Raw genomic sequence first — 25,949 nt, forward strand, 5'->3', positions numbered from 1 at the left:
GGCGCACAGGATCGGCCGGATGGGCGGAGTCGATCCGCACCCGTTCATCAGACCAGACCTTGACGGCACGGCGCGCCCAGGGCGTTTTTAAAAAGGCAACTCCGACCTGTTCTCTACATCCTCCGCCATATCCTCTCGTCCTTTCCGGATTCTCAACCCGTGCGGGTAAGAAAAGGGAAAAAAGAGGGGGACCTTTCGGTCCCCCCTGGGGGAGTTTCGCGGAATTGAAAGGCTGGGTCAGTTCCCCCGCTTGGGCAGCCGGGCCAGCAGCTCGCCGACGATGCCACGGCGGAAGACCAGCACGCAGACGACGAAAATGCAGCCGATCACCACCGGCACCGGCAGGCTGGTGGAGGCGAGGTAGCTTTCCAGCGTCACCACCAGCCCCGCACCCACCACCGGCCCGAACAAGGTGCCCATGCCGCCCAGAAGCGTCATCAGCACCACCTCGCCCGACATCTGCCACGTCACGTCGGTCAGGCTGGCGAGTTGGAAGACCAGGGCCTTGGTCCCGCCGGCGAGCCCGGCCAGCGAAGCCGACAGCACGAAGGCGACCAGCTTGTAGCGGTCGGTGCGGTAGCCGAGCGACACAGCGCGCGGCTCGTTCTCGCGGATCGCCTTCAGCACCTGGCCGAAGGGCGAATGCACCGTCCGCCAGATCAGGGCGAAGCCGGCGACGAAGATCGCCAGCACGGTGTAGTACATGGTCAGCGGCTGGCCGAGGTCGAACAGCCCGAACAGGGTGCCGCGCGGCACGCCCTGGATGCCGTCCTCGCCATGGGTGAAAGGCAGCTGCAAGGCCAGGAAGAACACCATCTGCGACAATGCCAGGGTGATCATGGCGAAATAGATGCCTTGGCGGCGGATGGCGATCAGGCCGAAGACCAGCCCCATCAGCCCGGCCACCGCCGTGGCGGCGAGCAGCCCGAACTCCGGCGCCCAGCCCCAGACCTTCACCGTGTGGGCGGCGATGTAGGCGGCTCCGCCGAAGAAGGCGGCATGGCCGAAGCTGAGCAGGCCGGCGAAGCCGATCAGCAGGTTGAAGGCGCAGGCGAACAGGGCGAAGCACAGCACCTTCATCAGGAAGACAGGGTACAGCACGAAGGGTGCCGCGACGGCGATCAGCAGCAGGAGTGCGGCGATCATCACCGTTCCGGTGCCGTGGGCAGGACCGCGCAGGGCGACAGGGGTGGAATTGCTGGCGACGCTCATGGATCAGCGCTCCCGTCCGAAAAGGCCCGCGGGCTTGATGAGAAGAACGATCGCCATCACGACGAAGACGACGATGTTGGAGGCTTCCGGGTAGAAGACCTTGGTCAGCCCCTCCAGCAACCCCAGCCCCAGGCCGGTGACGATGGCGCCGAGGATCGACCCCATGCCGCCGATCACCACCACGGCGAAGACGATGATGATCAGGTTGGTCCCCATCAGCGGCGACACCTGATAGATCGGCGCCGCCAGCACGCCGGCCAGCCCGGCCAGCGCCACGCCGAAGCCGTAGGTCAGCGACACCATCACCGGCACGTTGATGCCGAATGCCTGGACCAGCGTCGGGTTCTCCGTCGCCGCGCGCAGATAGGCGCCCAGCTTGGTCCGCTCGATGGCGAACCAGGTGCCGAAGCAGATGGTGAGAGACGCGACGACCACCCAGGCGCGATAGTTGGGCAGGAACATGAAGCCGAGATTCTGCCCGCCCTTCAGCGCGTCGGGGATCGGGTAGGGCTGGCCCGACACGCCATACTGGTGGCGGAACGCACCCTCCAGGATCAGCGCCAGACCGAAGGTCAGCAGCAGGCCGTAGAGATGGTCCAGCTTGTAGAGCCGCGACAGCATCGACTTTTCCAGCAGGATGCCGAGCAGCCCGACCACCAGCGGCGCCACGATCAGAGCCCCCCAGTATCCGACCCCGGCATAGGTCAGCAGCAGCCACGCCACAAAGGCGCCGACCATGTAGAGCGCGCCATGGGCGAAGTTGATGACGTTCAACATGCCGAAGATCACCGCCAGCCCGAGGCTGAGCAGCGCATAGAAGGACCCATTGATCAGGCCGAGCAGAAGCTGCCCGAACAGCACTTGGGGCGGGATTCCCAGCAGGCTGACCATCTCCGCATCTCTCCCGGTTCGTTGGTGTTGTTTTTGTTTTGGATCGGATGGCCGTCACCCGGCCTCGCCCATGGGGCGATTGAAGCCGGGTGACGACTCAACCCCTCACTTCACCAGCGGGCAGCCGCTCTGCTTCGGGTCCATGAAGGCGGTGTCGGCCGGGATGGTCTTGACGATCTTGTAATAATCCCAGGCCCCCTTCGACTCGGCCGGGGTCTTCACCTGAGCCAGATACATGTCGTGGAACATGCGGCCGTTGGCGGCGATCCTGCCCGTCTTGGCGAACATGTCCTCGACCGGCAGTTCACGCATCTTGGCGGCGACCTTGTCGGCGTCGTCGGTCTTGGCCGCCTCGACCGCCTTCAGGTAATGCTTCACCGCGGAATAGACGCCGGCCTGCACCATGGTCGGCTTCTTGCCGGCCTTGGCCTCGAACTTTTTCGACCACTGGCGGGTCTGGTCGTCCATGTCCCAGTAGAAGCCGGTGGTCAGCATAAGACCCTGCGCCGACTGCAGGCCCAGCGCATGCACGTCGGAGATGAACATCAGCAGGCCGGCCAGGCTCTGACCCGACTGGGTGATCCCGAACTCCGCGGCCTGCTTGACCGCGTTGACGGTGTCGCCGCCGGCATTCGCCAAGCCGATCACATCAGCACCGGAGCCCTGTGCCTGCAGCAGGAAGGAGGAGAAGTCCGGCGTGCCGAGCGGATGGCGCACCGACCCGGAGACGGTGCCGCCCAGCGACTTCACCATCCTGGTGGTCTCCTCCTCCAGCGACTGACCGAAGGCGTAGTCGGCGGTCACGAAGAACCACTTCTTCTTGCCCTGTTCGTACAGGGCGCGGCCGGTGCCGGCGGCCATGGCGTAGTTGTCGTAGGTCCAGTGGAAGCCGTAGGGGCTGCACTGCGCGCCGCTCAACGCCGTCGCGCCCGGACCGGACATCAGGAAGATGCGCTTCTTGTCCTTGGTGATGCCCTGCACCGCGAGCGCGGCGGCGGAGTTCGGCACGTCGGCGATGACGTCGACGCCGCCGGTGTCCACCCATTCGCGCGCCTTGGACGCGGCGATGTCGGCCTTGTTCTGGTGGTCGGCGACGACGATCTCCACGGGCGCGCCGGCGACCTTGTTGCCGAACTCCTCCGCCGCCATCCGCGCGGCGATGGCGGAGCCTTCGCCGGCCAGATCGGCGTAGATGCCGGAACGGTCGTTCAGCACGCCGATGCGGATGACATTGTCCGACACCTGGGCGGCGGCCGGAACCACAGTCCCGGCGAGCGTCAGAAGGGCGGTGCCGGCGAGAAGAAGCGTGCGCATCGGAAGGTCTCTCCCTCTTGGTTTTATTGTCGGCCGGTCCCCATCGCGGGGCACCGATGCCGCAGGCAGGCACAAATCCGGCTGTTCGCCGCCCCGCCCTTGACAGGGGCGGGGCGGCGTCCGTGCCGATGATGTCGGGGGTCTGGACCGCCTACACGCCGAGATAGGTGTGCAGCTTGTCCATGTTGGCATGGAGCTGGTCGTTGGGGATCATGTCCACCACATGCCCTTCCTCCATCACGTAATGGCGGTCGGCGATGGTGGCGGCGAACCGGAAGTTCTGCTCCACCAGCACGATGGTGAAGCCGCGCTGTTTCAGGGCGCGGACGGCCACGCCGATCTGCTCGATGATGACCGGGGCCAGACCCTCGGTCGGCTCGTCCAGCAGGATCAGGGTGGCGCCGGTGCGCAGGATTCGGGCGATCGCCAGCATCTGCTGTTCGCCGCCCGACAGCCGCGTGCCCTGGGTCGAGCCACGGCCCTTCAGGTTGGGGAACAGGTCGTAGATCTGCGGGACGGTCATCCCGCCCTCCTTGACCACCGGCGGCAGCGTCAGGTTCTCGTCCACGCTGAGGCTTGAGAAGATGCCGCGTTCCTCCGGCACATAGCCGATGCCGAGCCGCGGAATCTTGTGCTGCGCCATGCCGATCAGCTCCTGACCCTGGAAGCGGATCGATCCGGTACGTTTGCCCATGATGCCCATGATGGCGCGCATGGTGGAGGTCTTGCCGGCGCCATTGCGGCCGAGCAGAGTCACCACCTCGCCCTGCCTCACCTCCAGGCTGACGCCGTGCAGCACATGGCTCTCGCCGTAGAAGCCGTGCAGGTCGGCGATTTCAAGCATTGCCGTTTTGGTCATCGCGCCGTCAGGCATGTCCGGTCCCCATATAAGCTTCCATCACCTGCGGGTTCTTGGAGACGACCTCGTACGGACCCTCCGCCAGGATCTCGCCGCGGCGCAGAACGGTGATGGTGTCCGACAGATGGGCGACGACCGACAGGTTGTGCTCCACCATCAGCACGGTGCGGTCGGCGGCGACGCGCTTGATGAGTGCGGCGGTGCCCTCGATGTCCTCGTGGCCCATGCCGGCCAGCGGCTCATCCAGCAGCATCACCTCCGGGTCGAGCGCCAGGGTGGTGGCGATCTCCAGCGCGCGCTTGCGGCCATAGGGCAGCTCGGCAGCCAGATGGTTGGCCCAGGGCGACAGGTTCACCGCCTCGATCAGTTCCAGCGCCCGGTCATGCAGGTCGTAGAGCGTCGATTCGGACTTCCAGAAATGGAAGCTGGTGCCGAGCGGGCGCTGCAATGCCACCCGGACATTCTCCAGTACGCTGAGGTGCGGGAAGACGGCCGAAATCTGGAAGGAGCGGACCAGCCCCATCAGCGCGATGTCGGCCGGTTTGGTGCGGGTGATGTCGCGGCCCTTGTAGAGGATCTGGCCGCGGGTGGGCGTCAGGAACTTGGTCAGCAGGTTGAACACCGTGCTCTTGCCGGCGCCGTTCGGGCCGATCAGCGCGTGGATGGTGCCGCGGCGAACCTGGAGGTTCACCTCCTTCACCGCCACGAATCCCTTGAACTCCTTCGTCAGGTTGCGCGCTTCCAGGATGATGTCGTCGTTCGGTGCGGCGTTCATCGGTCGCGAATTCTCCTCCCGTTCGTCTTTTTATATCCCGGGGGATCTGCCCGGGGGCCGCCATGCGGCGGGACGTTTCACCGGTTGTCGCACGCACGAAGCGTGCCACGGCCGGATTCACTTCGGTCGGGCCTCCCGGCCCTTTGTTTCTCCGCCGCTTTTCCGGCTGCGTCCGTCCATCCCCCTCCAACAGCCGGCATCGAAAAGTGTCGGATTTCCGGACACTCTGTCCACCGAACATGACAGCATCCAAAATGTCGGCGTGCAAGATCGTCCGTGCGGCAGACGCCTTATTGCGGGCTTGCCAAACACGCGCGGCACTGCGATGGTGGCCGTCCGACGGTGCCCCGCCCGTCCTGACGGACGGCGGGGATAATAGGGAATGCGGTGCGGAGCTTTCTGGGCCTCCTGGAAGCTCCAATGCCGCGGCTGCCCCCGCAACTGTAAGCGGCGAGCGTCCCGTCCATCATGCCACTGGCCGCAAGGCCGGGAAGGCGGACGGCGATGCGACGACCCGCGAGCCAGGAAACCTGCCGGCGGACGTACCAACCTTTCCCAACCCCGCCGGGTGTGGCGGGAGAGCAAGGACATAACCGATGACCACCCGTTCGCTTCACACCGCCGCTGGTTCCACCACCCGCAGCGCCGCCCAGACCGCAGTCGCCGCCTTCGCCGCGATCCTGCTGGGCAGCTTCCTGCTGTATGGCGTCGGCTTCGCCCAGCCGCAGCAGATCCACGACGCGGCCCATGACGCCCGTCACTCCTTCGCATTCCCCTGCCACTAAGCACGGGTCATGGATCTGATCCGGCGGCTGTTCACAGCCGCTCTGGTCGCGGGCGTGCTCTCCGGCACGGCCGCGTCCGTCGTTCAGCAGGCGACGACCGTCCCGCTGATCCTCGAAGCCGAGAAATACGAGGTGGTGACCCCGCCTGCCGCCACCGCCCCTACGGCTGGGGCTCCGGCCGCCAGCCACGCCGAAGGCCACCAGCATGGCCCTGCGCGCGATGTTGGTGTGCGCGAGGTCGGCGAAGGCGTACCGGTCACCCTTGACGAGGCGATTCAGCGCATCGGCCTTACCATCGCCGCCAATCTGATCGCCGGCGTCGCCTATGCGCTGCTGCTGGGAGCGGCGATCCTGCTGGCCGGACGGCCGGTCGATGCCCGGCGCGGTCTGGTCTGGGGCATGGGCGGCTTCGTCGCCGTCTCGCTGGCGCCCTCCTTCGGCTTGGCCCCGGAACTGCCGGGCATGGCCGGGGCGGAGCTGGAGCTGCGTCAGCTCTGGTGGCTGTCCGCCGCCGCCGGGGCCGGCGTCTGCATGTTGGCCCTCGCCTTCGCCCGCAACCGTCTGGTCATCGCCATCGCCGTTCTGGCGGCAGCCTTGCCCCACCTGATCGGCGCCCCCCATCCGGAAAGTGCCGAAGGAGCGGTTCCGCCGGAACTGGCCGCCCGCTTCGTCACCGCTTCGCTCGGCGGGGCAGCCCTGTTCTGGGCGATCCTGGGCTCCGCCTGCGGCTGGCTGATGAGCGGTCTGGTCGGCGATGCCGAACCCCGCCCCGCCCTGCGGGTCCAGCCCGGCGCGCGCTAAGGAGGCGTAGTCCCATGTCCGCTCTTGCGAAAACGGCCGCCGGCAAGGTTCCGGCGACCGTCATCACCGGCTTCCTCGGCGCCGGCAAGACCACGCTGATCCGTAGCCTGCTGGAAAAGGCCGATGGCCGTCGGCTGGCGCTGATCATCAACGAGTTCGGCGATGTCGGCATCGACGGCGACATCCTGCGGGCCTGCGGCAACCCGACCTGCACCGAAGACGACGTGATCGAGCTGGCCAACGGCTGCCTGTGCTGCACCGTTGCCGACGACTTCGTCCCGGCCATCGAGAAGCTGCTGGCCCGGCCGGAGCCGCCCGAGCACATCGTGATCGAGACCAGCGGCCTGGCCCTGCCCAAGCCGCTGGTCCAGGCCTTCCACTGGCCGGCGATCAAGACGCGGGTCACAGTCGACGGCGTCATCGCCGTGGTCGACGCCGCCGCCGCGGCGGAGGGGCGCTTCGCCCCCGATCCCGCGGCGCTGGAGGCCCAGCGCGACGCCGCCGGCACAATCGATCACGAAACGCCGATCGAAGAGGTGTTCGAGGACCAGCTGCTCTGCGCCGACCTGATCGTCGTCAACAAGACCGATCTGGTCGCTGCCGGCGACCTCGCCCGCGTCGAGGATCTGATCCGCGGCGCCCTCGCCCACACGGTCGGCCGCGACGCCAAGCTGGTCCGCGCCTCCCAGGGTGCGGTCGATCCGCTGGTTCTGCTTGGCGTCGGGGCGGCGGTGGAGGACGATCTCGCCAACCGTCCCAGCCACCATGACGACGAAGAGGGCCACGACCACGATGACTTCACCAGCTTCGTGGTCGAACTGCCGGCGCAGCCCGACCCGGCCGCCCTGGCGATGACGCTGGAGAAGGTCGCCGGCCTGCACGGCGTCCTGCGCCTCAAGGGCTTCATCGACGTGCCCGGCAAGCCGATGCGCCTGCTGGTCCAGGGTGTGGGCACCCGCATCCAGACCCATTACGACCGCCTGTGGAAGCCCGGCGAGGAGCGCCGCAGCCGTCTGGTGGTGATCGGCGAGACCGGGCTTGACCGCGAGGCGGTGACGCGGGCGGTTGTCGGGTAAGCGTTAGGGTATTGCGGCGTTTGCCCCCTCCTTGACCTTCAGCGTTTTCGAGGGAGAAAGGGGGCAAACGCCCCTGGACATCAGACCATGCACCTGCTCGCCGCCCGCCAGGACGAACTGGACGCCGGCCCCCAGGCGGAAGATCTGGGACAGACGCCGGCCGACCTCGTCATGCTGTCCTTTTCCGACAGCGACCTGACTGCGCTCGCCGCCGCGTGGCGGGCGGGGCGTGTGCGTTTGCCCAGCCTCCGCCTCGCCAACCTCAACCGCCTGGGCCACCCGCTGTCGGTCGACCTTTACGCCGACAACATCGTCGCCAAGGCGAAACTGGTGGTCCTGCGCCTGCTCGGCGGCAGCGGTTATTGGCGTTACGGCCTCGACCGCCTCGCCGCCCTTTGCCGGGAGCGCAACATCCCACTGGCCGTCCTGTCCGGAGAGGCACAGCCCGACCCGAACCTGACCGCCTACGGCACCGTTCCCGCGGACACTGCCGACCGGCTGTGGCGCTATTTCACCGAGGGCGGTCCGGCCAACATCGGCCATCTGCTGGCCTGCGCCGCGACGCTGGCCGGCACCCCCCTGCCCCATGACGATCCCGCCCCTGTCCCGCGCTTCGGTGCCTACGACGGCTGGACCGGTCCAGTCCCCGCCGGCTCCCCAGTCGCTGCGGTGGTGTTCTACCGCTCCCACCTGCTGGCCGGCGACCTCGCCCCGGTCCATGCGCTGTGCAACGCACTGGCCGCGCGCGGCCTCGCCCCCAGGCCGCTGTTCGTCGCCAGCCTGAAGGAGCCGGACTGCGCCGCCTGGATGCGCGCCAGCCTGATCGCGCAGGACGCCACCGTGGTCGTCAACACCACCGCCTTCTCCGCCGCACGCGAGGACGGCTCCCCGCTGGAGGCCAATGGCAGCCCGGTGCTGCAAGCCATCCTCGCCACCACCCCCGAAGCCGGCTGGCAGGCGTCCTCGCGTGGGCTGGCGCCGTCCGACCTTGCGATGAATGTCGTGCTGCCGGAGATGGACGGCCGCATCATCGCCCGCGCCATCGCCTTCAAGACGGCGGGGGAGCCCGATCCCGACCTGCAATTCGCCGCCCCGGCCCTGCGCCCGATCCCCGACCGGGTGGAGTTCACCGCCGACCTCGCGGCGAGCTGGGTCCGCCTGTCCCGCACCCCGCGGGCGGACCGGCGGGTCGCGCTGGTGCTGTCCGACTATCCCGGCCCCGGCGGCGGCATCGGCCATGCCGTCGGCCTCGACAGCCCGGCCAGCACCGTGGCGATGCTCCAGCGGCTGTCCGCCGAGGGCTACAACCTGTCCGCCCTTCCGGACAGCGGCGCGGAGTTGATGGCCGTCCTCACCGCCACACCGACCCCGACCCTGTCGCTCGCCGACTACCAGCGCCTCGCCCCGCCGGAGCTGCGCGCCCGCATCGCCGAAACCTGGGGGGAGCCCGCGGCCGATCCCGCCTGCCGTAACGGTGCCTTCGCCTTCCGTACCCTGCCCTGCGGCAACGCCGTGGTGGCGGTGCAGCCCAGCCGCGGCCATGGCCCCCTGACCACCGCCCAGCACCACGATCCCGACACCCCGCCCAGCCACGGCTATCTCGCCTTCCACCTGTGGCTTCGCCATGCTGTCCGCATCGATGCCCTGGTGCAGATCGGCGCCCACGGCACGCTGGAATGGCTGCCCGGAAAGGCGGTGGCGCTGTCCGCGGAATGCTGGCCGGAGATCGTCGGCGGCGCCCTGCCGACCCTCTATCCCTTCATCGTCAACAACCCCGGCGAAGGGGTGCAGGCCCGCCGCAGGCTGGGAGCCGTGCTGATCGGCCATCTGACCCCGCCGCCGGTGGACTCCGGCCTCTACGGCGACCTCGCAGCGCTGGAAACCGCCATCGACGAATATTCGCAGGCGACCGGCCTCGACCCGCGCCGGCTGGGCATGCTGCGCGAGACGATCCTCGACCTCGCCTGGAAGTCCGGCGTCGCCGCCGACTGCAACCTGCGGCCCGACGACGACCCCGACGCCATCCTGTCGCGGCTGGACGCCCATCTCTGCGATGTGAAGGAGATGCAGATCCGCGACGGGCTGCATGTCTTCGGCCACAGCCCGACCGGCGAGCGCCGCGACCGGCTGACCGCCGCAGTATCTCGTACCGGCGTCGCCCGCTCCGCCGATCCGGTCACGGTCGCCACGGCGGTCGATGCCTGCGGCGAGGCGGAGATGCGGGCGCTGCTCGACGGGCTGGACGGCCGTTTCGTCCGCCCCGGCCCGGGCGGTTCGCCGGCGCGTGGGCGGGCGGACACGCTGCCGACCGGCCGCAACCTCTATGCGCTCGACCCGCGCGGGGTGCCGACGCCGACCGCCTGGACCCTGGGCTGGCAGGCGGCGGACGCGCTGATCACCCGCTATCTCCAGGACCATGGCGACTGGCCGCGCCGGCTGGTGGTGGATTGCTGGGGCACCCCGGCCATGCGCACCGGCGGCGACGAACTGGCCCAGGCGCTGGCTCTGCTCGGCGTCCGCCCGATCTGGGAGAACGGCTCCGGCCGCGTCACCGGCTACGAGATCATGCCGGCCGGCGTGCTCGGCCGCCCGCGGGTGGATGTGACGCTGCGCATCTCCGGCCTGTTCCGCGACGTCTTCCCGCAGCAGATCGCCCTGTTCGATCAGGCGGTGCGCGCCGTCGCCGGCCTCAACGAGCCCGACGACACCAACCCGCTGGCCGCCACCGCCCGGGCCGAGGAACAGCGCCTCGCCGCAGCCGGTACCAATGCGGAGGATGCCCGCCGCTGGGCCACCGCCCGCATCTTCGGCGCCGCCCCCGGCATCTACGGCACGGCGCTGTCGGGCATGATCGCGCGGGGCGACTGGACCGCGCGGGCCGATTTCGGCGCCGCCTATCTGGAGGGCGGTTGCCATGCCTATGGCGCCGGGCTGGAGGGAGTGCCGCTGCCGGCATTGTTCCGCCGCCGCGTCGGTGGCGCCGACGCCCTCGTCCACCATCAGGACCAGCGCGAGCACGACGTGCTGTCCACCGACGGTTTCATGCAGTTCGAGGGTGGCTTCGCGGCGGCCGCCGCGCTGGAGAATTCCGAACCGGCGCTCTACCACCTCGACAGTGCCGACCCGGACAAGCTCGCCGTCCGCACCCTGGCGGAAGAGATCGCCCGCACCCTGCGCGGCCGGGCGGCCAATCCGCGCTGGATCCAGGGCATGATGCGCCACGGCTACCGCGGGGCGGCGGAACTGGCGGCCGGCGTCGACACGCTGTTCGCCTTCGCCGCCACCACCGACGCCGTACGCCCCGCCCATTTCGACCAGCTGTATGACGCATACGTCGAGGATGCGGAGGTATGGGACTTCCTGTCGCATGCCAATCCTGCCGCCGCCCGGCACATTCTGGCGCGTATGAGCGAGGCGCTCGACCGCGGCCTGTGGCATCCCCGCCGCAACTCCACCGCGGAGGATCTGCGGCGCCTCCGGGAGACCACCGGATGACCAACCCTGTCGCCAACCAGCCCAGACGCCGCGGCAGTTGCCCCGGCGTTCTGGCGCCGATGCGGGTCGGCGACGGGTTTCTGCTGCGCGTCCGCGTCCCCGCCGGCGTGCTGCCCGTCGAGCATGCCCGCCGCATCGCGGAACTGGGGGATCGTTACGGCAACGGTCTGATCGATCTCAGCCAGCGTGGCAACCTGCAACTGCGCGGCATCGCCGCCGACGGACTGGAGCCGGTGACCGACGCCCTGCGTGGCATGGGCTATGTCTCCGGCGATGCGGCGAGCGAGGCGGTGCGCAACGTGTTGTGCTCCCCCACCGCCGGGCTGGATCCTACGGCGGCGATGGACGTACGGGGAGTGGCGCGTACGCTCGACGCCCGGTTGGCGGAGGATACCGCGCTGCACGACCTGCCGCCGAAGTTCGGCTGGCTGGTCTGCGGCGGCGGGATCGGCCATCTGGCGGACAGCGGCACGGACGTACGCTTCGATGCTGTGGATGGCGAACGGTTCCTGGTGGCGCTGGGCGGCACGCTGGCGACGGCGGCACCGCTGGGGCTTTGCCGGGCGGGGGACGTGGCGGATGTGGCGTCGGCGCTGGGCCGTGCCTTTCTGGACTTGCGCGCGTCGTTGCCGGAGCCGCCGCGCCGCATGGTGGGCCTGGTCGCGGCGATCGGGATTGAAGCGATAGGGAAGCGCCTCTCCTCCCTGATATCTCCTCTCCCCCCCGCTCACGCGCAAACTTCGTTTGCGCTGACGCGACAGGCGGACCTCTGGTCCGCCGAAAGCGGGGAGAGGATCAAGGTGAGGGGGACGCACCTCATGGATGTCTTCGGCGTTGCCGACCCCCCTCATCCCAACCTTCTCCCCAGGGGAGAGAAGGGATCCCGTGGCGGGGAGGTGCCGGCCTTCGTTACCACTGCCTTCCCCTTCGGTCGCCTGACCGCCGCCACCCTCGCCGCCCTCGCCTCCGCCTGCGCCGAAATCCGCATCACCCCCTGGCGCGCCCTCCTCCTCGTTGCCCCTTCCACGGACGCACAGCACGTCGCCCACGCCCACGGCGCCATCCTGTCCCACACCGACCGCCGGCTGAAGCTAACCGCGTGCAGCGGGATGGGCGGCTGCGATGTCGGCACCACCGACACCCATGCCACCGCGCTCGCCATCGCCGAGCGCGCAGGCCCCTTGCTGGACCCTGTGCGAATGGTGCATGTGTCGGGCTGCGCCAAGGGCTGCGCCCATCCTGCCATCGCCGATGTCACCCTGACCGCCCGCGACGGGGTGTATGACGTCGCCCTGAACGCCAAACCCGGCGATGCCGCCTGCCAAACTCAGGGGCATCCCGGCCTGTCTCCCGCCGACGCCGTGGCCCGCGTCGCGGATCTGTTGACCGAGGAGTTTGCCGGTGCCTGAGCCGCTCTACGACTATATCCGCGACGGAGCGGCCATCTACCGCCAGTCCTTCGCCACCATCCGGTCGGAGGCCAATCTGTCCGCCATCCCCGACGATCTGAAGCCGGTGGCGGTCCGCGTCATCCACGCCTGCGGCATGGTCGATGCGGCCCGGGATCTGCTGTTCTCCGCCGATGTCGGCAGCGCCGCCCGCACCGCCCTGCGTTCTGGTGCGCCGATCCTCTGCGACAGCGAAATGGTCGCCCATGGCGTGACCCGCGCCCGGCTGCCGGCCGGCAACGACGTGGTGTGCACGCTCCGCGATCCCGCCGTGCCAGATCTGGCGAAGACCATCGGCAACACCCGCTCCGCCGCCGCACTCGACCTATGGGGCGAGCGGCTCGGCGGCTCGGTGGTCGCCATCGGCAACGCGCCGACCGCCCTGTTCTATCTGCTGGAAATGCTGGCGGCCGGTGCGCCGAAGCCGGCGGCGATCCTCGGCTTTCCCGTCGGCTTCGTCGGCGCCATGGAAAGCAAGGAGGCGCTGGCGGAAAATCCCTTCGGCGTTCCCTATCTGGCGATCCGCGGCCGGCGCGGCGGCAGCGCCATGGCCGCCGCCGCCGTCAACGCGCTGGCGAGCGACGTCGAATGAGCGGCGATACCCTCCCCAATCCTCCCACCTTGGGCACCCTGTTCGGCGTCGGCGTCGGCCCCGGCGATCCGGAACTGATGACGTTGAAGGCGGTGCGCACCATCGGCGCCTGCCCGGTCGTCGCCTATTTCTGCAAGCGCGGCACCCGTGGACAGGCCCGCCGCATCGCCGATCAGGCGATCGGGCCCGACCAGATCGAGCTGCCGATGGTCTATCCGGTGACGGTGGAACTGCCGCCGACCCACCCGGATTATGGCCGCCAGATCGAAGCCTTCTTCGACGAATCCGCCGAACGCATCGCGGAGCATCTCACCGCCGGTCGTTCGGTCGCGGCGCTGAACGAGGGGGATCCGTTCTTCTACGGCTCCTTCATGCACCTGTTCCTGCGGCTGTCCGGCCGCTTCAAGGCGGAGGTGATCCCCGGCGTCACCAGCATGGTGTGCAGTGCCTCGCTGTTGCCGCGCCCGCTGATGCTGCGCGACGACGTGCTGTCGGTGATTCCCGGCACGCTGGACGAGGAATCTCTGCTCCGCGCGCTCACCGCCGCCGATGCCTGCGTGGTGATGAAGCTGGGCCAGAACCTGCCCAAGGTCCGCCGCGCCATCGCCGCCGCCGGGCTGGCGGAGCGGGCGTGGTACGTCGAGCGCGCCAGCATGGACGAACAGCGCTTCATGCCCTTCCTGGAGGCGCCGGACATCGCCCCCTACTTCTCGCAGATCGTCATTCCGGGCGAGGGCAAGCGCGGATGAGCGGCCCCGAAAACAATGGTTGGCTGAAGGTTGTGGGCCTTGGCCCCGGCCCCGAGGACTGGCTGACGCCAGAAGCGCGGCGCGATCTGGCCGAGGCGACCGACCTCGTCGGCTATTTCCCCTATGTCGAGCGCGTGCCGCCGGGCGATCAGGTACGCCACGCCTCCGACAACCGGGTGGAGCTGGACCGCGCCCGTTTCGCGCTCGATCTGGCAGCGCAGGGCCGGCGGGTGGCGGTGGTGTCGGGCGGCGATCCCGGCATCTTCGCCATGGCCGCCGCCATCTTCGAGGCGCTGGACGACCCGGAGGCCCCGGAAGCGTGGCGGACGGTCGCGCTGTCGGTCGATCCCGGCATTTCCGCCATGCAGGCCGCCGCCGCACGGGCGGGCGCGCCGCTCGGCCACGACTTCTGCGCCATCTCGCTGTCCGACAATCTGAAGCCGTGGGAGGTGGTGCTGCGGCGGCTGCGGCTGGCGGCCGAGGCGGATTTCGTCATCGCCCTCTACAACCCGATCTCCAAGGCCCGTCCCTGGCAGCTGGGGGCCGCCTTCGACGCCCTGCGCGACATCCGCGCGCCGGAAACCCCCATCGTGCTGGGCCGCGCCGTCGGCCGCGCCGACGAGGAGCTGACGGTCACAACGCTGGGCGAAGTGCGGGCGGAACAGGCCGACATGCGCACGCTGGTCATCATCGGCGCCTCGCACACGCGGTTCGTGGCGCGTGCGGACGGCGGGCGCTGGGTCTACACCCCCCGGCATTACCGGGGGTGAGGATGGGTGTGACGGCAGTGTTGGCTGAGATGCCCGCAACCAACCCACCGCGAGTAACCCTCTCCCCCCGGGGAGAGGGCTGGGTGAGGGGGACACGCCACGACGATTCTCGGGAAGGCACGCGGAGCTTCCCCCTCACCCCGACCCTCTCCCCGGGGGGGAGAGGGAGATCCTACGGGGAGGAGCCTCACATCTTCTCCAGCCACCCCACCGCGTCCTCGACGCCCTGCAACTCCACCACGCCGTTGCCGGCCGGCCGCTCCACCATCACCACCGGCAAGCCCAGCACGCGCGCCGCTTCCAGCTTCGCGTCGGTCGCCCGTCCGCCGCTGTTCTTGCTGACGACCACCTCCACCCCCTGCCCGCGCATCAGCGCCAGTTCGCCCTCTACGGTGAACGGCCCACGGTCAAGGATCAGGCTCATGCGCGGCAGGGCCGGCATCGGCTCCGGCGGGTCGACGGCGCGGATCAGGTAGCGCTTGTCCGGCACGGCCTCGAAGGCCGCGACCTCCTGCCGGCCGATGGTCAGGAAAACGGTGTCGCCCAGATCGCACAGCGCCAGCGCCGCGGCATCCATGTCCGGCACGCCGATCCAACGGTCGCCCGGCCCCGCCACCCAGGCCGGCCGGGTCAGAAGACGCAGCGGCACGCCGGCCCGCGCACAGGCCATGGCGGCATTGGCGGAGATCTGCGCCGCGAAGGGATGCGTCGCGTCGATCACCGCCCCGATCCCCTCGGCGCGCAGGTAATTGGCCAAGCCCTCCACCCCGCCGAAGCCGCCGATGCGGGTCGGCAGCGGCGGCAGCAGCGGGTTCCTGGTGCGGCCGGCCAGCGACACGCGGGCGTCGATGCGCGGATGTCCGGCCAGCCGCTTCGCCAGCGCCGTCGCCTCCGTCGTGCCGCCCAGGATCAGCGCCTTGACCAACTCCCCCTCCACACCCGTCAGGATCGGCACCATGGATAGCATGGGAACGGCCCGCTGGCTCAGCATCGTCGGCATCGGCGAGGATGGCTGGGACGGTTTGTCGCCCGCCGCCCGCGCAGCCATCGAAGGCGCGGCCATCCTCTATGGCGGCACCCGTCACCTCGATCTCGTGCCGGTCGTTGCGGGACAGCAACGGCTGCCCTGGCCGTCGCCGATGACCGACGCCTTCCCCGGCCTGCTCAGCATGCGCGGACAGCGGGTCTGCGTGCTGGCAAGCGGCGATCCATTCTGGTACGGAGTCGGCGCCACCCTGTCGCGAGTCGTTCCGGCTGCGGAAACGACTGTGATCCCGTCGGCCTCCGCCTTCAGCCTCGCCGCATCCCGGCTCGGCTGGCCGTTGCAGGACTGCCGCTGCCTGACCATCCACGGCCGCCCGCTGGAACAGGTCGTTCCGTATCTGCAACCGAACGCAAGGCTTCTACTCCTTTCCTGGGACGGAACGACTCCGGCCAAGCTGGCCGCCCTGCTGCGCGCCCGCGGCTTCGGCGCATCGCGCCTGACGGTGCTGGAGGCGATGGGAGGCTCTCGCGAAGGCCGGCTGGAGGCCACCGCCGACGCCTGGACGGCCGACCATACCGCCGACCTCAACACCATCGCGCTGGACTGCGTCGCCGCGCCGGGCGCCCGCGTCCTGCCGCTGGCACCCGGCCTGCCCGACGACTGGTTCGAGCATGACGGCCAGATCACCAAGCGTGAGGTGCGCGCCGTCACCCTGTCCTTCCTGGCGCCGCGCCGGGGCGAGCTGCTGTGGGATGTCGGCGCCGGATCGGGCTCCATCGGCATCGAATGGATGCTGCGCGATCCGGCCAACCGGGCTGTCGCCATCGAACATCACCCGGAACGGATTGCCCGCATCCTGACCAACGCCGCCACCCTCGGCGTGCCCAGCCTGCAACTGGCGCGCGGCAAGGCACCGGCGGCGCTGGAAGGTCTGGAGCGGCCGGACGCCATCTTCATCGGCGGCGGGCTGACCGCTGACGGCGTGCTGGCGGCCTGCTGGGACGCCCTGCCCCCCGGCGGGCGGATCGCCGCCAATGCGGTGACGCTGGAAAGCGAGGCGGTGCTGATCGATGCGCACAAGCGCCTCGGCGGTGAGCTGACCCAGATTTCGGTGGCCCGCGCCTCGGCGGTCGGCGGCTTCCGGGGCTGGCGCGCGGCGATGCCGGTTACGCTGTGGCGAGCGGAAAAGCCCTATATGGAGGGCACATGGACCGCCTGACCCCCGACGCCCTGCTGTTCGGACCGGTCTTTGTCGGGCTCGGTTGCCGCCGTGGCTGCGGCTGGGAGGAGATCGCCACCCTGGTCGCCGCCGCCTTCGACGAGGTGGCCCTGCCCGATGCTGCGCGCCAGTTGGCGGCGCTGGCCGCCCCGGCGATGAAGGCCGACGAGACCGGATTGGCGGAAGCCGCCCGCGCGCTCGGCCTGCCGCTGCGCTTCATCGAGGAGGACGCGATGCTGGCGGCGCAGGACCGCGTCCACACCCGATCCTCCACCGTGCTGGCCGCCGTCGGGCTGGCCTCGGTGGCGGAGGCCGCGGCGCTGGCCGCCGCCGGACCGGGATCGCGCCTGCTGCTGCCGCGCCGCTCCACCCCCCGCGCCACCGTCGCGCTCGCCTTGCCTGCCGTTGCTCTATCGGAGACCCGCTCATGACCGTCCATTTCATCGGTGCCGGACCGGGCGCTCCCGACCTGCTGACCCTGCGTGGCCGCGACCTGATCGCGCGCTGCCCGGTCTGCCTCTATGCCGGCTCCCTGGTCCCGAAGGAGATCATCGCCCACGCTCCCGCCGGGGCGCGGATCATCGACACCGCGCCCTTGACGCTGGAGGAGATCGTCGCCGAGTTCCAGGCCGCCCACGCCGCCGGCCAGGACGTCGCCCGCCTGCATTCCGGCGACCTGTCGGTCTACAGCGCGCTCGGCGAGCAGACCCGCGCACTGCGCGAGCTGGGCATTCCCTACAGCATCACCCCCGGCGTGCCGGCCTTCGCCGCCGCGTCGGCGGCGCTGGGGCGGGAGCTGACCCTGCCGGAGGTCAGCCAGACGCTGATCCTGACCCGCACCGAGGGGCGCGCCTCCGCAATGCCGGCGAACGAGACGCTGGAGGTGCTGGGCGCCTCGGGGGCAACGCTGGCGGTCCACCTGTCGATCCACGTCATCGACCGGGTGGTGGAGCGGCTGACCCCGCTCTACGGCGCCGACTGCCCGGCGGCGGTGGTCTACCGCGCAACATGGCCGGACGAGCGGGTTCTGCGCGGCACGCTGGCCGACATCGCGCCACAGGTCGCGGCCTCACCGATGGAGCGTACCGCCCTGATCCTGGTCGGCCCGGCGCTGGGTCATGAAGAGTTCCGCTGCAGCGCGCTCTATGACGGCAGCCATGTGCGGCGTTACCGGGGGCTGGGCCAGGAGTTGGGCCAGGAGTTGGGGGAGTGAGCGCTTCCGACGATGCGTCCCTGACGGTCGGTGACCAGCACCTCGACCGCGACGGGCGCATCCTCCAGCACCTCCTGAGCGGCGCGACGGGCCAGTTCGGCCACATGGTCGGCCAGGGCCAAGCCGGCGGCGTCCGCCATGCCCAGCACCTGCGCCGCGGTGTTGGCGCCGCGCGCCTGCGCGACCAGCTCCGGCCCAGCGCCGAGATCGGCCAGCCGCCCGGCCAGCCAGTCGAAATCGACGCTGTTGCGCTTGCTGTGCAAATCCATCAGCCCGCGCGCCAGCTTGCCGAACTTGGCGAAGCCACCGCACAGCGTCAGGCGGGGCACCGGGTGCCGCCGCAGGTATTTCAGCGTGCCGCCGACGAAATCGCCCATGTCGAGCAGCGCCTGTTCGGACAGGCCATAGCGCGCCACCACCGCCTTTTCCGACAAATCGCCGGTGCAGGCCGCGACATGGCTCAGGCCCGCCGCCCGCGCCACGTCGATGCCGCGCTGGATCGAGGCGATCCAGGCCGCGCAGGAATAGGGCACGACGATTCCCGTGGTTCCCAGGATCGACAACCCGCCGAGGATGCCGAGCCGCCCGTTCATGGTGCGCCGGGCGAGCTGCTCGCCATTCTCCACCCCGACCTCCACCACAAGGTCCGCAAGCTGGCCGGCGGCGCTCGCCGCCTCCCCCACCGCCTGCGCGATCATGCTGCGCGGCACCGGGTTGATGGCCGGCTCGCCGACGGGCAGCGGCAGGCCGGGCAGGGTCACCGTGCCGACGCCGGGACCGGCGCGGAACGTCACGCCGCCGCCGGGCATGCCGCGCCAGACCCGCGCCCGCACCAGCGCGCCGTGGGTCACGTCGGGATCGTCGCCGGCATCCTTGACCACGCCGGCCATCGCCCAGGGACCATCCGGCCCTTCCCCGCGCTCCGTAACCGCCAGGGCGAAGGCCGGGGTCTGGCCGCCGGGCAGGGTCACGGTCACCGGGTCGGGAAACTCCCTGCCGAACAGCGCTTCCGCAGCCGCCCGCGCCGCGGCGGTGGCGCAGGTTCCCGTCGTCCAGCCGCGGCGCAAGGGTGTAGCATGCTCCGGCATGCCCTCTGCGGCACCCTCTGCGGCACCGGCATCCTCCGCACCGCCTTCCATCTTCTCCGAGCCCGAGTCCGCGTTCATGTCGTTTGAGTCGTCCATTCCCGAAAGCGTCCTCGTCCCCTTCGCCCCCGGCAGCGTCTGGCTGGCCGGGTCCGGCCCCGGCGACCCCGGCCTGCTGACCCTGCTGGCCCTGCAAGGTCTAAGGCAAGCCGACGTCATCGTCCATGACGCGCTCGTCAACGAACGGATCATGGCGCTCGCCAGCCCGTCGGCAAGGCTGGAGTTCGCCGGAAAGCGCGGCGGCCGCCCCTCCGCCCACCAGGACGACATCACCAACCGCCTGATCGAGCTGGCGAAGGAGGGCCACCGGGTACTGCGCCTGAAGGGCGGCGACCCCTTCGTCTTCGGCCGCGGCGGCGAGGAGGCACAGGCGCTGGCGGCGGAGGGCATCCCCTTCCGCATCGTGCCCGGCATCACGTCGGGCATCGCCGGCCCGGCCTATGCCGGCATCCCGGCGACCCACCGCGACACCAACCAGGCGGTGATCCTGGCGACCGGTCATTCGCTGGGCGGCGGGCCGGACTGGCGGGCGCTGGCCGCCACCAGGGCGCCGCTGATCCTCTATATGGGCTGGAAGGCGCTGCCGACCATCGCGGCGGAGCTGATGGCGGGTGGCCTGTCCGCCGACACCCCGGTCGGCGTGGTGACGGAGGCGACGACCGCCAACCAGAAGAGCCTCGTCACCAGCCTCGGCACCTGCGTCGCCGATCTGGCGGCGAGCGGGCTGGAGCCGCCGGCCATCATCGTCATCGGCGAGGTGGTGCGGCTGCGCCCGACGCTGGACTGGCTGCCGGCCCAGACGGCTCTTCAGCATGCCAGAGGGAAGAATGACTAAGGGCCTGATCGTCGCCGCCCCGGCGTCGGGCACCGGCAAGACGACGCTGACGCTGGGCCTGCTGGCGGCGCTGCGCGCCTGCGGCGTGGCGGTGGGGGCGGTGAAGTCGGGGCCGGACTACATCGACCCGGCTTTCCACCGCGCCGCCACCGGCCGGCCGAGCGTCAATCTCGACACCTGGGCGATGGGACCCGATTTGCTCGACGGTCTGGCCGCCCGCGCCGCCGAAGGGACCGAGCTGCTGGTCTGCGAAGCGCTGATGGGCCTGTTCGACGGCGTCGCCGGGGTCGGGGCCACCGGCACCGGCTCGACGGCGGAGATCGCGGCGCGCACCGGCTGGCCGGTCCTGCTGGTGGTCAACGCCAAGGGCCAGTCGCAGTCGGCCGCCGCCCTGGTGAAGGGCTTCGCCACCTACCGCGACGATGTGACCATCGGCGGCGTGGTGCTGAACAATGTCGGCAGCCCGCGCCACACCGCACTGGCCGGCAACGCCATCGAGGCGCTGGGCATTCCCCTGCTCGGCGCCCTCCCCCGCGCGCCCGATCTCAGCCTGCCCGAGCGCCATCTCGGCCTCGTCCAGGCCGACGAGACGGAGGGGCTGTCCGACCGGCTGGCGGCACTCGGCCGCTTCGTTGCGGAGCATGTCGACCTCGACAGCGTCGTTGCGTTGGCAAAGCCATCCAAGGCCGGGCCGGGCAGCGACGCCCCCGCCCTGCCGCCTCTGGGCCAGCGCATCGCCATCGCCCGTGATGCCGCCTTCACCTTCGTCTATCCGCACCTGACCGCCGGCTGGCAGGCTGCGGGGGCGGAGCTGCGTTTCTTCTCCCCCCTGGCCGACGAGCCACCGCCACGGGACGCGGATGCCGTCTATCTCCCCGGCGGCTATCCGGAACTCCATGCCGGCCGCCTCGCCGCCAACGCCACCTTCCGCGACGGCCTGCGGACGGCGGCGGAGCGGGTGCCGGTCTATGGCGAATGCGGCGGCTACATGGTGATGGGCGAGACGCTGGAGGATGCCGACGGCGTCACCCACCCGATGACCGGCCTGCTGGGGGTGCGCACCTCCTTCGCCAAGCGGCGGCTGCATCTGGGCTACCGCCGGGCGTCGCTGCTGGCCGACGGGCCGCTGGGACCGGCCGGAGCGCTGCTGCGGGGGCACGAGTTCCATTACGCCTCGACCCTCGCCCGTGGCGACGACGCGCCGCTGTTGCAGGCGACGGCGGCGGACGGCAGCGACCTGGGCGAACTCGGCAGCCGGCGCGGGCTGGCGCTGGGCTCCTTCTTCCACCTGATCGCGCGGGGGTGAGGATGGAGGACGCCTTCACCCCGGCGGAGCGTGACGCGCTCTACAAGGCGATCTTCTCCCGCCGCGACGTGCGCGGGCAGTTCCGCCCCGACCCGGTGCCCGACGAGGTGCTCAACCGCATCCTGCTGGCCGCCCACCATGCGCCGTCGGTCGGCTTCATGCAGCCCTGGAACTTCATCGTCATCACCGACCGGGATGTGAAGTCCCGCATCCATGCCGACTTCGCCCGCGCCAACGAGGAAGCGGAGGCGATGTTCGAGGGAGAACGGCGCAGCCTCTACAGCCGGTTGAAGCTGGAGGGCATCCGTGAGGCGCCGGTGAATTTGTGCATCACCTGCGACCGCGAGCGTTCCGGCCCGGTGGTGCTGGGCCGCACCCACATGCCGGCGATGGACCTCTACAGCTGCGTCTGCGCCGTGCAGAATCTGTGGCTGGCGGCGCGGGCGGAGGGTCTGGGGGTGGGCTGGGTCAGCATCCTGCACGAGGAGGCGCTGCGGACGGCACTCGGCATCCCGGAGCGGATCGTGCCGATCGCCTATCTCTGCCTGGGCCACGTCTCCCATTTCGAGGCGACGCCGGAACTGGAGACCAAGGGGTGGCGCAAACGCCTGCCACTGGAGGATCTGGTGTTCAGGGATAGGTGGAAGGAGGCGTAGAGGGGGCGGTTGGTCCGACCGCCCCCTCCCGCATAGGTCAGCACTCAACGATGCCTTACGCGTCCATCATCATGCGGTACCGGATCTGATCGAAGATCACCGCGAGGATCAGCAGCCCGCCCAGCAGCACCATCTGCAGATAGGATCCGACCTGCGCAAGGTTCATCCCGTTCTGCACCAGCACGATGAACACGGCTCCCAGCACCACGGTGTCAACCCGGCCGATGCCACCGCGCAGGGACACGCCGGCGATCACGCACGCCGCGATGGACTCCAGGGCGAGCGTGCCGCCCAGATTGGCTTCTCCCGATTCCACCCGGGCCGTCAACAGCAGGCCCGTCAGCGCCGCGATCAAGGCGCACAGGACATAGGCGACGATCAATGTGCGCCCGGTATCGATGGCCGACAGCCTGGCGGCTTTGATGTTCCCGCCGACGGCATAGAGGTGGGCACCGATCCGGGTGCGCGTCATGACGATCCAGGCGACCGCGACCGCCACGGCGGCAACCAGCACCGGCACCGGAATGCCCAGCCAGCGTCCGAAACCGAACAGATCGGCGAATTCCGCCGGCAGGCCGGACACCGGAACGCCGCCGGTCAGGAACAGCGATCCGCCGGCCGCCACGGAACTGACGCCCAGCGTCATGATGAAGGGCGAGACGCCGAACAGCGCGACCCCGGCGCCGTTCGCCAGCCCGACCAGGGCCGCCACCCCGAAGCCGGCCAGCACGCCGAACGCGATCACCAGGGCCGGGGCATCCGGGAACACCGTGCCGAGCGCCGCCATCACCAGAGCCGACACCACGGAGGTGAGGGCGACGGTCGCCCCGACCGCGAGATCGAACCCGCCGGTGATCAGAACCGTCATCTGCCCCAGCGACACCAGAACCAGATAGACCGACTGGCGCATCACGTTGACGAGATTGTCCGCCGTCAGGAAGCGGTCGGAAATGACCGTGAACACGATCAACGCCGCCGCCAGGAAGAAGGGCAGCACACCCAGGCGGATGAACAGCGCCCGCCCGGCCGCGCGCAGCCGGACGGATGTGGAGGCCGGAGCGGTGCCGGAGGACGGGGTGGCGGAGGAGGTGGTGGCGCTCATGCGGGCAGTCTCGCTTCCTGGTCGATGGTGGGGACCGCTGGGGTGGCAGCCGAAGGAACGGGATCGAAGAAATGGGAAAGGATGGCGGCTTCGCTGATGGCGTCGCCTTCCAGTTCGGCGGCGATGCGTCCATGGGCGAAGACCAGCAGGCGGTGGGCGAGGTTCATCGCCTCCGGCAGGTCGGAGGAAATGACCACCACCGCCTTGCCGACCTCCGCCAGTTCGCGGATCAGACGGTAGATCGCGGCACGGGCGCCCATGTCGACGCCGACGGTCGGCTCGTCGAAGATGTAGAGGTCGTAGTCGCGGCCGAGCGCGCGGCCGAACAGCGCCTTCTGCTGGTTGCCGCCCGACAGCTTGCCGACGGCGCGGCCGCGATAGGCGGCCGGCAGCTCGACCCGTTCGGCGGTCGCCTCGCAGCGCTTGCGGATGCGCCGCCAGGGCAGCAGGCCGAAGCGGCTCCGCGTCCCGGCCAGCTCACCCTGGGCCAGATTGTTCCGTGTGCTGAAGGCGAGTTGCAGCCCCTCGGTCTTGCGGTCGGGCGGCACATAGCAGAGGCCGGCGCGCATCAGGTCGCGGGTCGAAGCACCGGTGACATCGCGACCGCCCACCGTCACCCGCCCGGCCTCGACCGGCAGCAGCCCCATCAGCGCCCGGAAGCTGCGCGACTTGCCGGAACCGACGAGACCGGCGACGCCCAGCACCTCGCCGGCACGCACCTCCAGATCGACGCCATGGACTCCCCAGGCCCGCAATCCCTCGGTCCGCAGCAGGACCGGGCCGGGATTGCGGGCGATGGTGGGATAGATCTCGCCGATGGAGCGGCCGGCCATCATCTCGATCAGGGCCGCCTCGCTGGTGTCCGCCATCGCCACGGTGCCGATCCGCTTGCCGTCGCGCAGGACGGTGACGCGGTCGGCGATGCGGGCGAACTCCTGCATCCGGTGGGAGATATAGATGATGCCGACGCCGCGCTCCTTCATGCGGGCGATAACGGCGAACAGATGATCGACCTCGCGGTCGGTCAGCGAGGCCGTCGGCTCGTCGAGGATCAGGATGCCGACATCGCCGTGCAGGGCCTTGGCGATCTCCACCATCTGCTGTTCGGCGCGGCTCAGCGTCGCGACCAGCCGCTTCGGATCGATGGAGAAATCAAGCTCGGCGAACAGGGCGGCGGCCTTGCGCCGCATCCCCGGGCGGTCGATGAAGGGGCCTTTCATCGGCTCGTCGCCCAGGAACAGGTTCTCCGCCACCGTCAGGGTGGGGACCAGCGAGAATTCCTGGAAGACGGCGGAGATGCCGGCGGCACGGGCGTCGGCGACACCGGCGAAGCGGACATGATAGCCGCGCACCAGAATCTCGCCCTCGCTGGGGGCGGACACCCCGGCCAGCAGCGAGATCAGGGTCGATTTGCCGGCGCCGTTCTCCCCGAACAGCACATGCACCTCGCCGGGGCGCAGATCGAAATCGACGCGGTCCAGCGCGGTGACGCCGGGATAGCGCTTGGTCAGGGCGACGGTCCGGATCAGGACGGGAGGAGACATGCGCACACTCCGGATGGCCCCGCCACCGGTTCCCCGCTTGGAAACCGGTGGCGGGGGAAACAGCCTCACTTCACGCTGAAGACGGGGGCGAAATTATCCGGCGGCAGGATGGTGTCGCGCGGCACGCTGCCGACGTTGGTCTTGTCGACGACGAAGATCTTCGGGCCGACATGTTTGACCAGATCGGTCTTCTCCAGCGCCCGCACCGCCTGATCGATGGCGATGCGGCCCTGGATGACCATGGAATCCGCCGGTGCCGCCTGGATGAAGCCGCGCTTGATGCCCTGATAGACGCCGGGCGTCATGTAGAAGGCGATCAGCCCGACCTTGTCGGTCAGACCGCGCTCGCGCAGCAGGCCCTGCGCCGCCTCGGCGGTCACGGCGGTGCCGGCGATGTATTTGATGTCGGGAGTCGCCTGCAGCACATCCTCGACCAGCCGAAGCTGCGCCTCCTTGCCGGTGTCGCCATAGCGCGGCTCCAGCACCTGCACGGCGGAGCCGGCCACCGCCTCCATGAAGCCCTTGTTGGCGGCCTCGACCCAGCCGGCGCCGGCCGGGCCGGGGAACCAGCCGACCTTCACCGGCGGGCTGCCGGCCGGATGCCTGGCGGCGAGATAGCGGCCGGCTTCCGCCCCCATGGTGTGGAAGGACACCAGCGACTTGGCGGTCAGCGCCGGGGAGGAGATGCCGTTGATGACGTCGATCACCGGGATGTTCTTCTTCGCCAGCTCCGTCACCAGATTGTTCAGCCCGTCGAAGCTGATGGCGCCGATCACCACGGCGTTGGCGCCGCGGGCGACGCAATCCTCGATCTGGCTGATCTGCTTGTTCAGTTCGGTGTAGCCGCCGGCCTCCACCACCGTGGCCTTCACCCCCAGCCGCTTCGCCTCCTCGACCACGCCGTAATCGACGCCCAGCCAGTAGGCGTCCTTCATGTGCGGGAAGGACACGCAGATGTCCCACTTCTTCGCCGCCTTGGACAGCGGGCTGTAGGAGACGTCCTTCGGCTTGCCGTCGGCGGAAAAGGCGGGTGTCACCTCCACCGCCGGATAGGGAAACCACTCGGCGGCGGACACCGGAAGGGTGGCGGCGAAGCTGCTTCCAAGAACTGTGGCGGCGACGAGAGCGCGAGCGAAGGCGTTCATGCAAGTGGTCTCCACGGCATGGGATTGGACGG

General features: G+C 69.8%; 24 protein-coding genes and 1 riboswitch. Of the genes, 14 read left to right on the forward strand and 10 right to left on the reverse strand.

What is annotated here, in order from left to right; all coding sequences use genetic code 11:
• Positions 1–237: 237 nt before the first annotated feature.
• The 5 genes from E6C72_RS26975 to E6C72_RS26995 all read right to left on the reverse strand — a co-directional run bounded on the left by E6C72_RS26975 (position 238) and on the right by E6C72_RS26995 (position 5,051).
• Positions 238–1,146, reverse strand: coding sequence for a branched-chain amino acid ABC transporter permease (locus tag E6C72_RS26975; protein WP_247875505.1), 909 nt, complete (start codon positions 1,144–1,146; stop codon positions 238–240).
• Between the two features lie 69 nt (positions 1,147–1,215).
• A complete protein-coding gene (locus E6C72_RS26980; protein WP_109084417.1) occupies positions 1,216–2,103 on the reverse strand; it encodes a branched-chain amino acid ABC transporter permease in 888 nt (295 codons plus the stop codon).
• Between the two features lie 105 nt (positions 2,104–2,208).
• Entirely contained in the window at positions 2,209–3,417 is a 1,209-nt protein-coding gene (locus tag E6C72_RS26985; RefSeq protein WP_109084418.1) for an ABC transporter substrate-binding protein, read from the reverse strand.
• Between the two features lie 151 nt (positions 3,418–3,568).
• Positions 3,569–4,291: an ABC transporter ATP-binding protein gene (locus tag E6C72_RS26990; protein WP_109084419.1), complete on the reverse strand. Its 723-nt coding sequence runs from the start codon at positions 4,289–4,291 to the stop codon at positions 3,569–3,571.
• Positions 4,284–5,051, reverse strand: coding sequence for an ABC transporter ATP-binding protein (locus E6C72_RS26995; RefSeq protein WP_109084420.1), 768 nt, complete (start codon positions 5,049–5,051; stop codon positions 4,284–4,286). The genes E6C72_RS26990 and E6C72_RS26995 overlap by 8 nt, the downstream gene beginning before the upstream one ends.
• A 323-nt stretch (positions 5,052–5,374) precedes the next feature.
• Positions 5,375–5,604: riboswitch (cobalamin riboswitch) on the forward strand.
• A gap of 43 nt (positions 5,605–5,647) precedes the next feature.
• Between E6C72_RS26995 and E6C72_RS27000 the strand changes: the two genes are divergently transcribed.
• From E6C72_RS27000 to cobJ, 8 genes are all read left to right on the forward strand, one after another.
• Positions 5,648–5,836: a CbtB domain-containing protein gene (locus tag E6C72_RS27000; RefSeq protein ID WP_109084421.1), complete on the forward strand. Its 189-nt coding sequence runs from the start codon at positions 5,648–5,650 to the stop codon at positions 5,834–5,836.
• A gap of 9 nt (positions 5,837–5,845) precedes the next feature.
• Positions 5,846–6,637: a CbtA family protein gene (locus E6C72_RS27005; RefSeq protein ID WP_109084422.1), complete on the forward strand. Its 792-nt coding sequence runs from the start codon at positions 5,846–5,848 to the stop codon at positions 6,635–6,637.
• 14 nt (positions 6,638–6,651) lie between these two features.
• Positions 6,652–7,713, forward strand: coding sequence for a cobalamin biosynthesis protein CobW (cobW, locus tag E6C72_RS27010; protein ID WP_109084423.1), 1,062 nt, complete (start codon positions 6,652–6,654; stop codon positions 7,711–7,713).
• Positions 7,714–7,800: 87 nt separating this feature from the next.
• Positions 7,801–11,208, forward strand: coding sequence for a cobaltochelatase subunit CobN (gene cobN / locus E6C72_RS27015; protein WP_109084424.1), 3,408 nt, complete (start codon positions 7,801–7,803; stop codon positions 11,206–11,208).
• The gene (cobG, locus tag E6C72_RS27020; protein WP_109084425.1) at positions 11,205–12,617 is read left to right on the forward strand and encodes a precorrin-3B synthase; all 1,413 of its coding nucleotides are present in this window, start codon (positions 11,205–11,207) and stop codon (positions 12,615–12,617) included. The genes cobN and cobG overlap by 4 nt, the downstream gene beginning before the upstream one ends.
• The gene (locus E6C72_RS27025) at positions 12,610–13,248 is read left to right on the forward strand and encodes a precorrin-8X methylmutase (RefSeq protein ID WP_109084426.1); all 639 of its coding nucleotides are present in this window, start codon (positions 12,610–12,612) and stop codon (positions 13,246–13,248) included. The genes cobG and E6C72_RS27025 overlap by 8 nt, the downstream gene beginning before the upstream one ends.
• Positions 13,245–13,997 carry a precorrin-2 C(20)-methyltransferase gene (locus tag E6C72_RS27030; RefSeq protein ID WP_109084427.1) on the forward strand — a complete coding sequence of 251 codons (753 nt, stop codon included), beginning with the start codon at positions 13,245–13,247 and terminating at the stop codon, positions 13,995–13,997. Before E6C72_RS27025 ends, E6C72_RS27030 begins: the two co-directional genes overlap by 4 nt.
• Complete coding sequence (cobJ, locus tag E6C72_RS27035; RefSeq protein WP_109084428.1) at positions 13,994–14,767, forward strand: precorrin-3B C(17)-methyltransferase; 774 nt, start codon at positions 13,994–13,996, stop codon at positions 14,765–14,767. Before E6C72_RS27030 ends, cobJ begins: the two co-directional genes overlap by 4 nt.
• A 187-nt stretch (positions 14,768–14,954) precedes the next feature.
• Here cobJ and E6C72_RS27045 read toward each other — a convergent pair whose 3' ends face one another.
• Positions 14,955–15,734 carry a cobalt-precorrin-6A reductase gene (locus tag E6C72_RS27045; RefSeq protein WP_247875727.1) on the reverse strand — a complete coding sequence of 260 codons (780 nt, stop codon included), beginning with the start codon at positions 15,732–15,734 and terminating at the stop codon, positions 14,955–14,957.
• Here E6C72_RS27045 and cbiE point away from each other — a divergent pair.
• Genes cbiE through cobM form a run of 3 tightly spaced genes read left to right on the forward strand, consistent with a single transcriptional unit; the run spans position 15,733 to position 18,184 of the window.
• The gene (gene cbiE / locus E6C72_RS27050; RefSeq protein ID WP_109086029.1) at positions 15,733–16,971 is read left to right on the forward strand and encodes a precorrin-6y C5,15-methyltransferase (decarboxylating) subunit CbiE; all 1,239 of its coding nucleotides are present in this window, start codon (positions 15,733–15,735) and stop codon (positions 16,969–16,971) included. The genes E6C72_RS27045 and cbiE overlap by 2 nt on opposite strands.
• Complete coding sequence (locus tag E6C72_RS27055; RefSeq protein ID WP_109086028.1) at positions 16,959–17,402, forward strand: cobalamin biosynthesis protein; 444 nt, start codon at positions 16,959–16,961, stop codon at positions 17,400–17,402. The genes cbiE and E6C72_RS27055 overlap by 13 nt, the downstream gene beginning before the upstream one ends.
• Positions 17,399–18,184, forward strand: coding sequence for a precorrin-4 C(11)-methyltransferase (cobM, locus tag E6C72_RS27060; protein WP_109086027.1), 786 nt, complete (start codon positions 17,399–17,401; stop codon positions 18,182–18,184). The genes E6C72_RS27055 and cobM overlap by 4 nt, the downstream gene beginning before the upstream one ends.
• Here the strand turns inward: cobM and E6C72_RS27065 are convergent.
• Positions 18,139–19,272 carry a cobalt-precorrin-5B (C(1))-methyltransferase gene (locus E6C72_RS27065; protein WP_199228759.1) on the reverse strand — a complete coding sequence of 378 codons (1,134 nt, stop codon included), beginning with the start codon at positions 19,270–19,272 and terminating at the stop codon, positions 18,139–18,141. The two genes, cobM and E6C72_RS27065, sit on opposite strands and share 46 nt — an antisense overlap.
• Positions 19,273–19,348: 76 nt before the next feature.
• Between E6C72_RS27065 and cobA the strand changes: the two genes are divergently transcribed.
• Genes cobA through bluB form a run of 3 tightly spaced genes read left to right on the forward strand, consistent with a single transcriptional unit; the run spans position 19,349 to position 22,126 of the window.
• Entirely contained in the window at positions 19,349–20,164 is an 816-nt protein-coding gene (gene cobA, locus E6C72_RS27070; RefSeq protein WP_109086025.1) for a uroporphyrinogen-III C-methyltransferase, read from the forward strand.
• Positions 20,157–21,470, forward strand: a complete 1,314-nt coding sequence (locus tag E6C72_RS27075) for a cobyrinate a,c-diamide synthase (RefSeq protein WP_169055306.1) — start codon at positions 20,157–20,159, stop codon at positions 21,468–21,470. The genes cobA and E6C72_RS27075 overlap by 8 nt, the downstream gene beginning before the upstream one ends.
• Before the next feature lie 2 nt (positions 21,471–21,472).
• Positions 21,473–22,126: a 5,6-dimethylbenzimidazole synthase gene (bluB, locus tag E6C72_RS27080; RefSeq protein WP_109086023.1), complete on the forward strand. Its 654-nt coding sequence runs from the start codon at positions 21,473–21,475 to the stop codon at positions 22,124–22,126.
• A gap of 55 nt (positions 22,127–22,181) precedes the next feature.
• On the opposite strand, the gene E6C72_RS27085 is transcribed toward bluB, so the two are convergent.
• The 3 genes from E6C72_RS27085 to torT form a co-directional block, all read right to left on the reverse strand.
• Positions 22,182–23,228, reverse strand: a complete 1,047-nt coding sequence (locus E6C72_RS27085; protein ID WP_199228756.1) for an ABC transporter permease — start codon at positions 23,226–23,228, stop codon at positions 22,182–22,184.
• Positions 23,225–24,772, reverse strand: coding sequence for a sugar ABC transporter ATP-binding protein (locus tag E6C72_RS27090; protein WP_109086022.1), 1,548 nt, complete (start codon positions 24,770–24,772; stop codon positions 23,225–23,227). The genes E6C72_RS27085 and E6C72_RS27090 overlap by 4 nt, the downstream gene beginning before the upstream one ends.
• A 65-nt stretch (positions 24,773–24,837) precedes the next feature.
• Entirely contained in the window at positions 24,838–25,917 is a 1,080-nt protein-coding gene (gene torT / locus E6C72_RS27095) for a TMAO reductase system periplasmic protein TorT (RefSeq protein WP_109086021.1), read from the reverse strand.
• Between the last annotated feature and the right edge of the window lie 32 nt (positions 25,918–25,949).

It is taken from the genome of Azospirillum sp. TSH100 (assembly GCF_004923295.1).
GTDB lineage: Bacteria > Pseudomonadota > Alphaproteobacteria > Azospirillales > Azospirillaceae > Azospirillum.

Coding starts and splice junctions, on each gene's coding strand:
- E6C72_RS26975 (WP_247875505.1), bottom strand. CDS start 1,146: ATGATCGCCGCACTCCTGCTGCTGATCGCCGTCGCGGCACCCTTCGTG.
- E6C72_RS26980 (WP_109084417.1), bottom strand. CDS start 2,103: ATGGTCAGCCTGCTGGGAATCCCGCCCCAAGTGCTGTTCGGGCAGCTT.
- E6C72_RS26985 (WP_109084418.1), bottom strand. CDS start 3,417: ATGCGCACGCTTCTTCTCGCCGGCACCGCCCTTCTGACGCTCGCCGGG.
- E6C72_RS26990 (WP_109084419.1), bottom strand. CDS start 4,291: ATGCCTGACGGCGCGATGACCAAAACGGCAATGCTTGAAATCGCCGAC.
- E6C72_RS26995 (WP_109084420.1), bottom strand. CDS start 5,051: ATGAACGCCGCACCGAACGACGACATCATCCTGGAAGCGCGCAACCTG.
- E6C72_RS27000 (WP_109084421.1), top strand. CDS start 5,648: ATGACCACCCGTTCGCTTCACACCGCCGCTGGTTCCACCACCCGCAGC.
- E6C72_RS27005 (WP_109084422.1), top strand. CDS start 5,846: ATGGATCTGATCCGGCGGCTGTTCACAGCCGCTCTGGTCGCGGGCGTG.
- cobW (WP_109084423.1), top strand. CDS start 6,652: ATGTCCGCTCTTGCGAAAACGGCCGCCGGCAAGGTTCCGGCGACCGTC.
- cobN (WP_109084424.1), top strand. CDS start 7,801: ATGCACCTGCTCGCCGCCCGCCAGGACGAACTGGACGCCGGCCCCCAG.
- cobG (WP_109084425.1), top strand. CDS start 11,205: ATGACCAACCCTGTCGCCAACCAGCCCAGACGCCGCGGCAGTTGCCCC.
- E6C72_RS27030 (WP_109084427.1), top strand. CDS start 13,245: ATGAGCGGCGATACCCTCCCCAATCCTCCCACCTTGGGCACCCTGTTC.
- cobJ (WP_109084428.1), top strand. CDS start 13,994: ATGAGCGGCCCCGAAAACAATGGTTGGCTGAAGGTTGTGGGCCTTGGC.
- cbiE (WP_109086029.1), top strand. CDS start 15,733: ATGGGAACGGCCCGCTGGCTCAGCATCGTCGGCATCGGCGAGGATGGC.
- E6C72_RS27045 (WP_247875727.1), bottom strand. CDS start 15,734: ATGCTATCCATGGTGCCGATCCTGACGGGTGTGGAGGGGGAGTTGGTC.
- E6C72_RS27055 (WP_109086028.1), top strand. CDS start 16,959: ATGGACCGCCTGACCCCCGACGCCCTGCTGTTCGGACCGGTCTTTGTC.
- cobM (WP_109086027.1), top strand. CDS start 17,399: ATGACCGTCCATTTCATCGGTGCCGGACCGGGCGCTCCCGACCTGCTG.
- E6C72_RS27065 (WP_199228759.1), bottom strand. CDS start 19,272: ATGCCGGAGCATGCTACACCCTTGCGCCGCGGCTGGACGACGGGAACC.
- cobA (WP_109086025.1), top strand. CDS start 19,349: ATGTCGTTTGAGTCGTCCATTCCCGAAAGCGTCCTCGTCCCCTTCGCC.
- E6C72_RS27075 (WP_169055306.1), top strand. CDS start 20,157: ATGACTAAGGGCCTGATCGTCGCCGCCCCGGCGTCGGGCACCGGCAAG.
- bluB (WP_109086023.1), top strand. CDS start 21,473: ATGGAGGACGCCTTCACCCCGGCGGAGCGTGACGCGCTCTACAAGGCG.
- E6C72_RS27085 (WP_199228756.1), bottom strand. CDS start 23,228: ATGAGCGCCACCACCTCCTCCGCCACCCCGTCCTCCGGCACCGCTCCG.
- E6C72_RS27090 (WP_109086022.1), bottom strand. CDS start 24,772: ATGTCTCCTCCCGTCCTGATCCGGACCGTCGCCCTGACCAAGCGCTAT.
- torT (WP_109086021.1), bottom strand. CDS start 25,917: ATGAACGCCTTCGCTCGCGCTCTCGTCGCCGCCACAGTTCTTGGAAGC.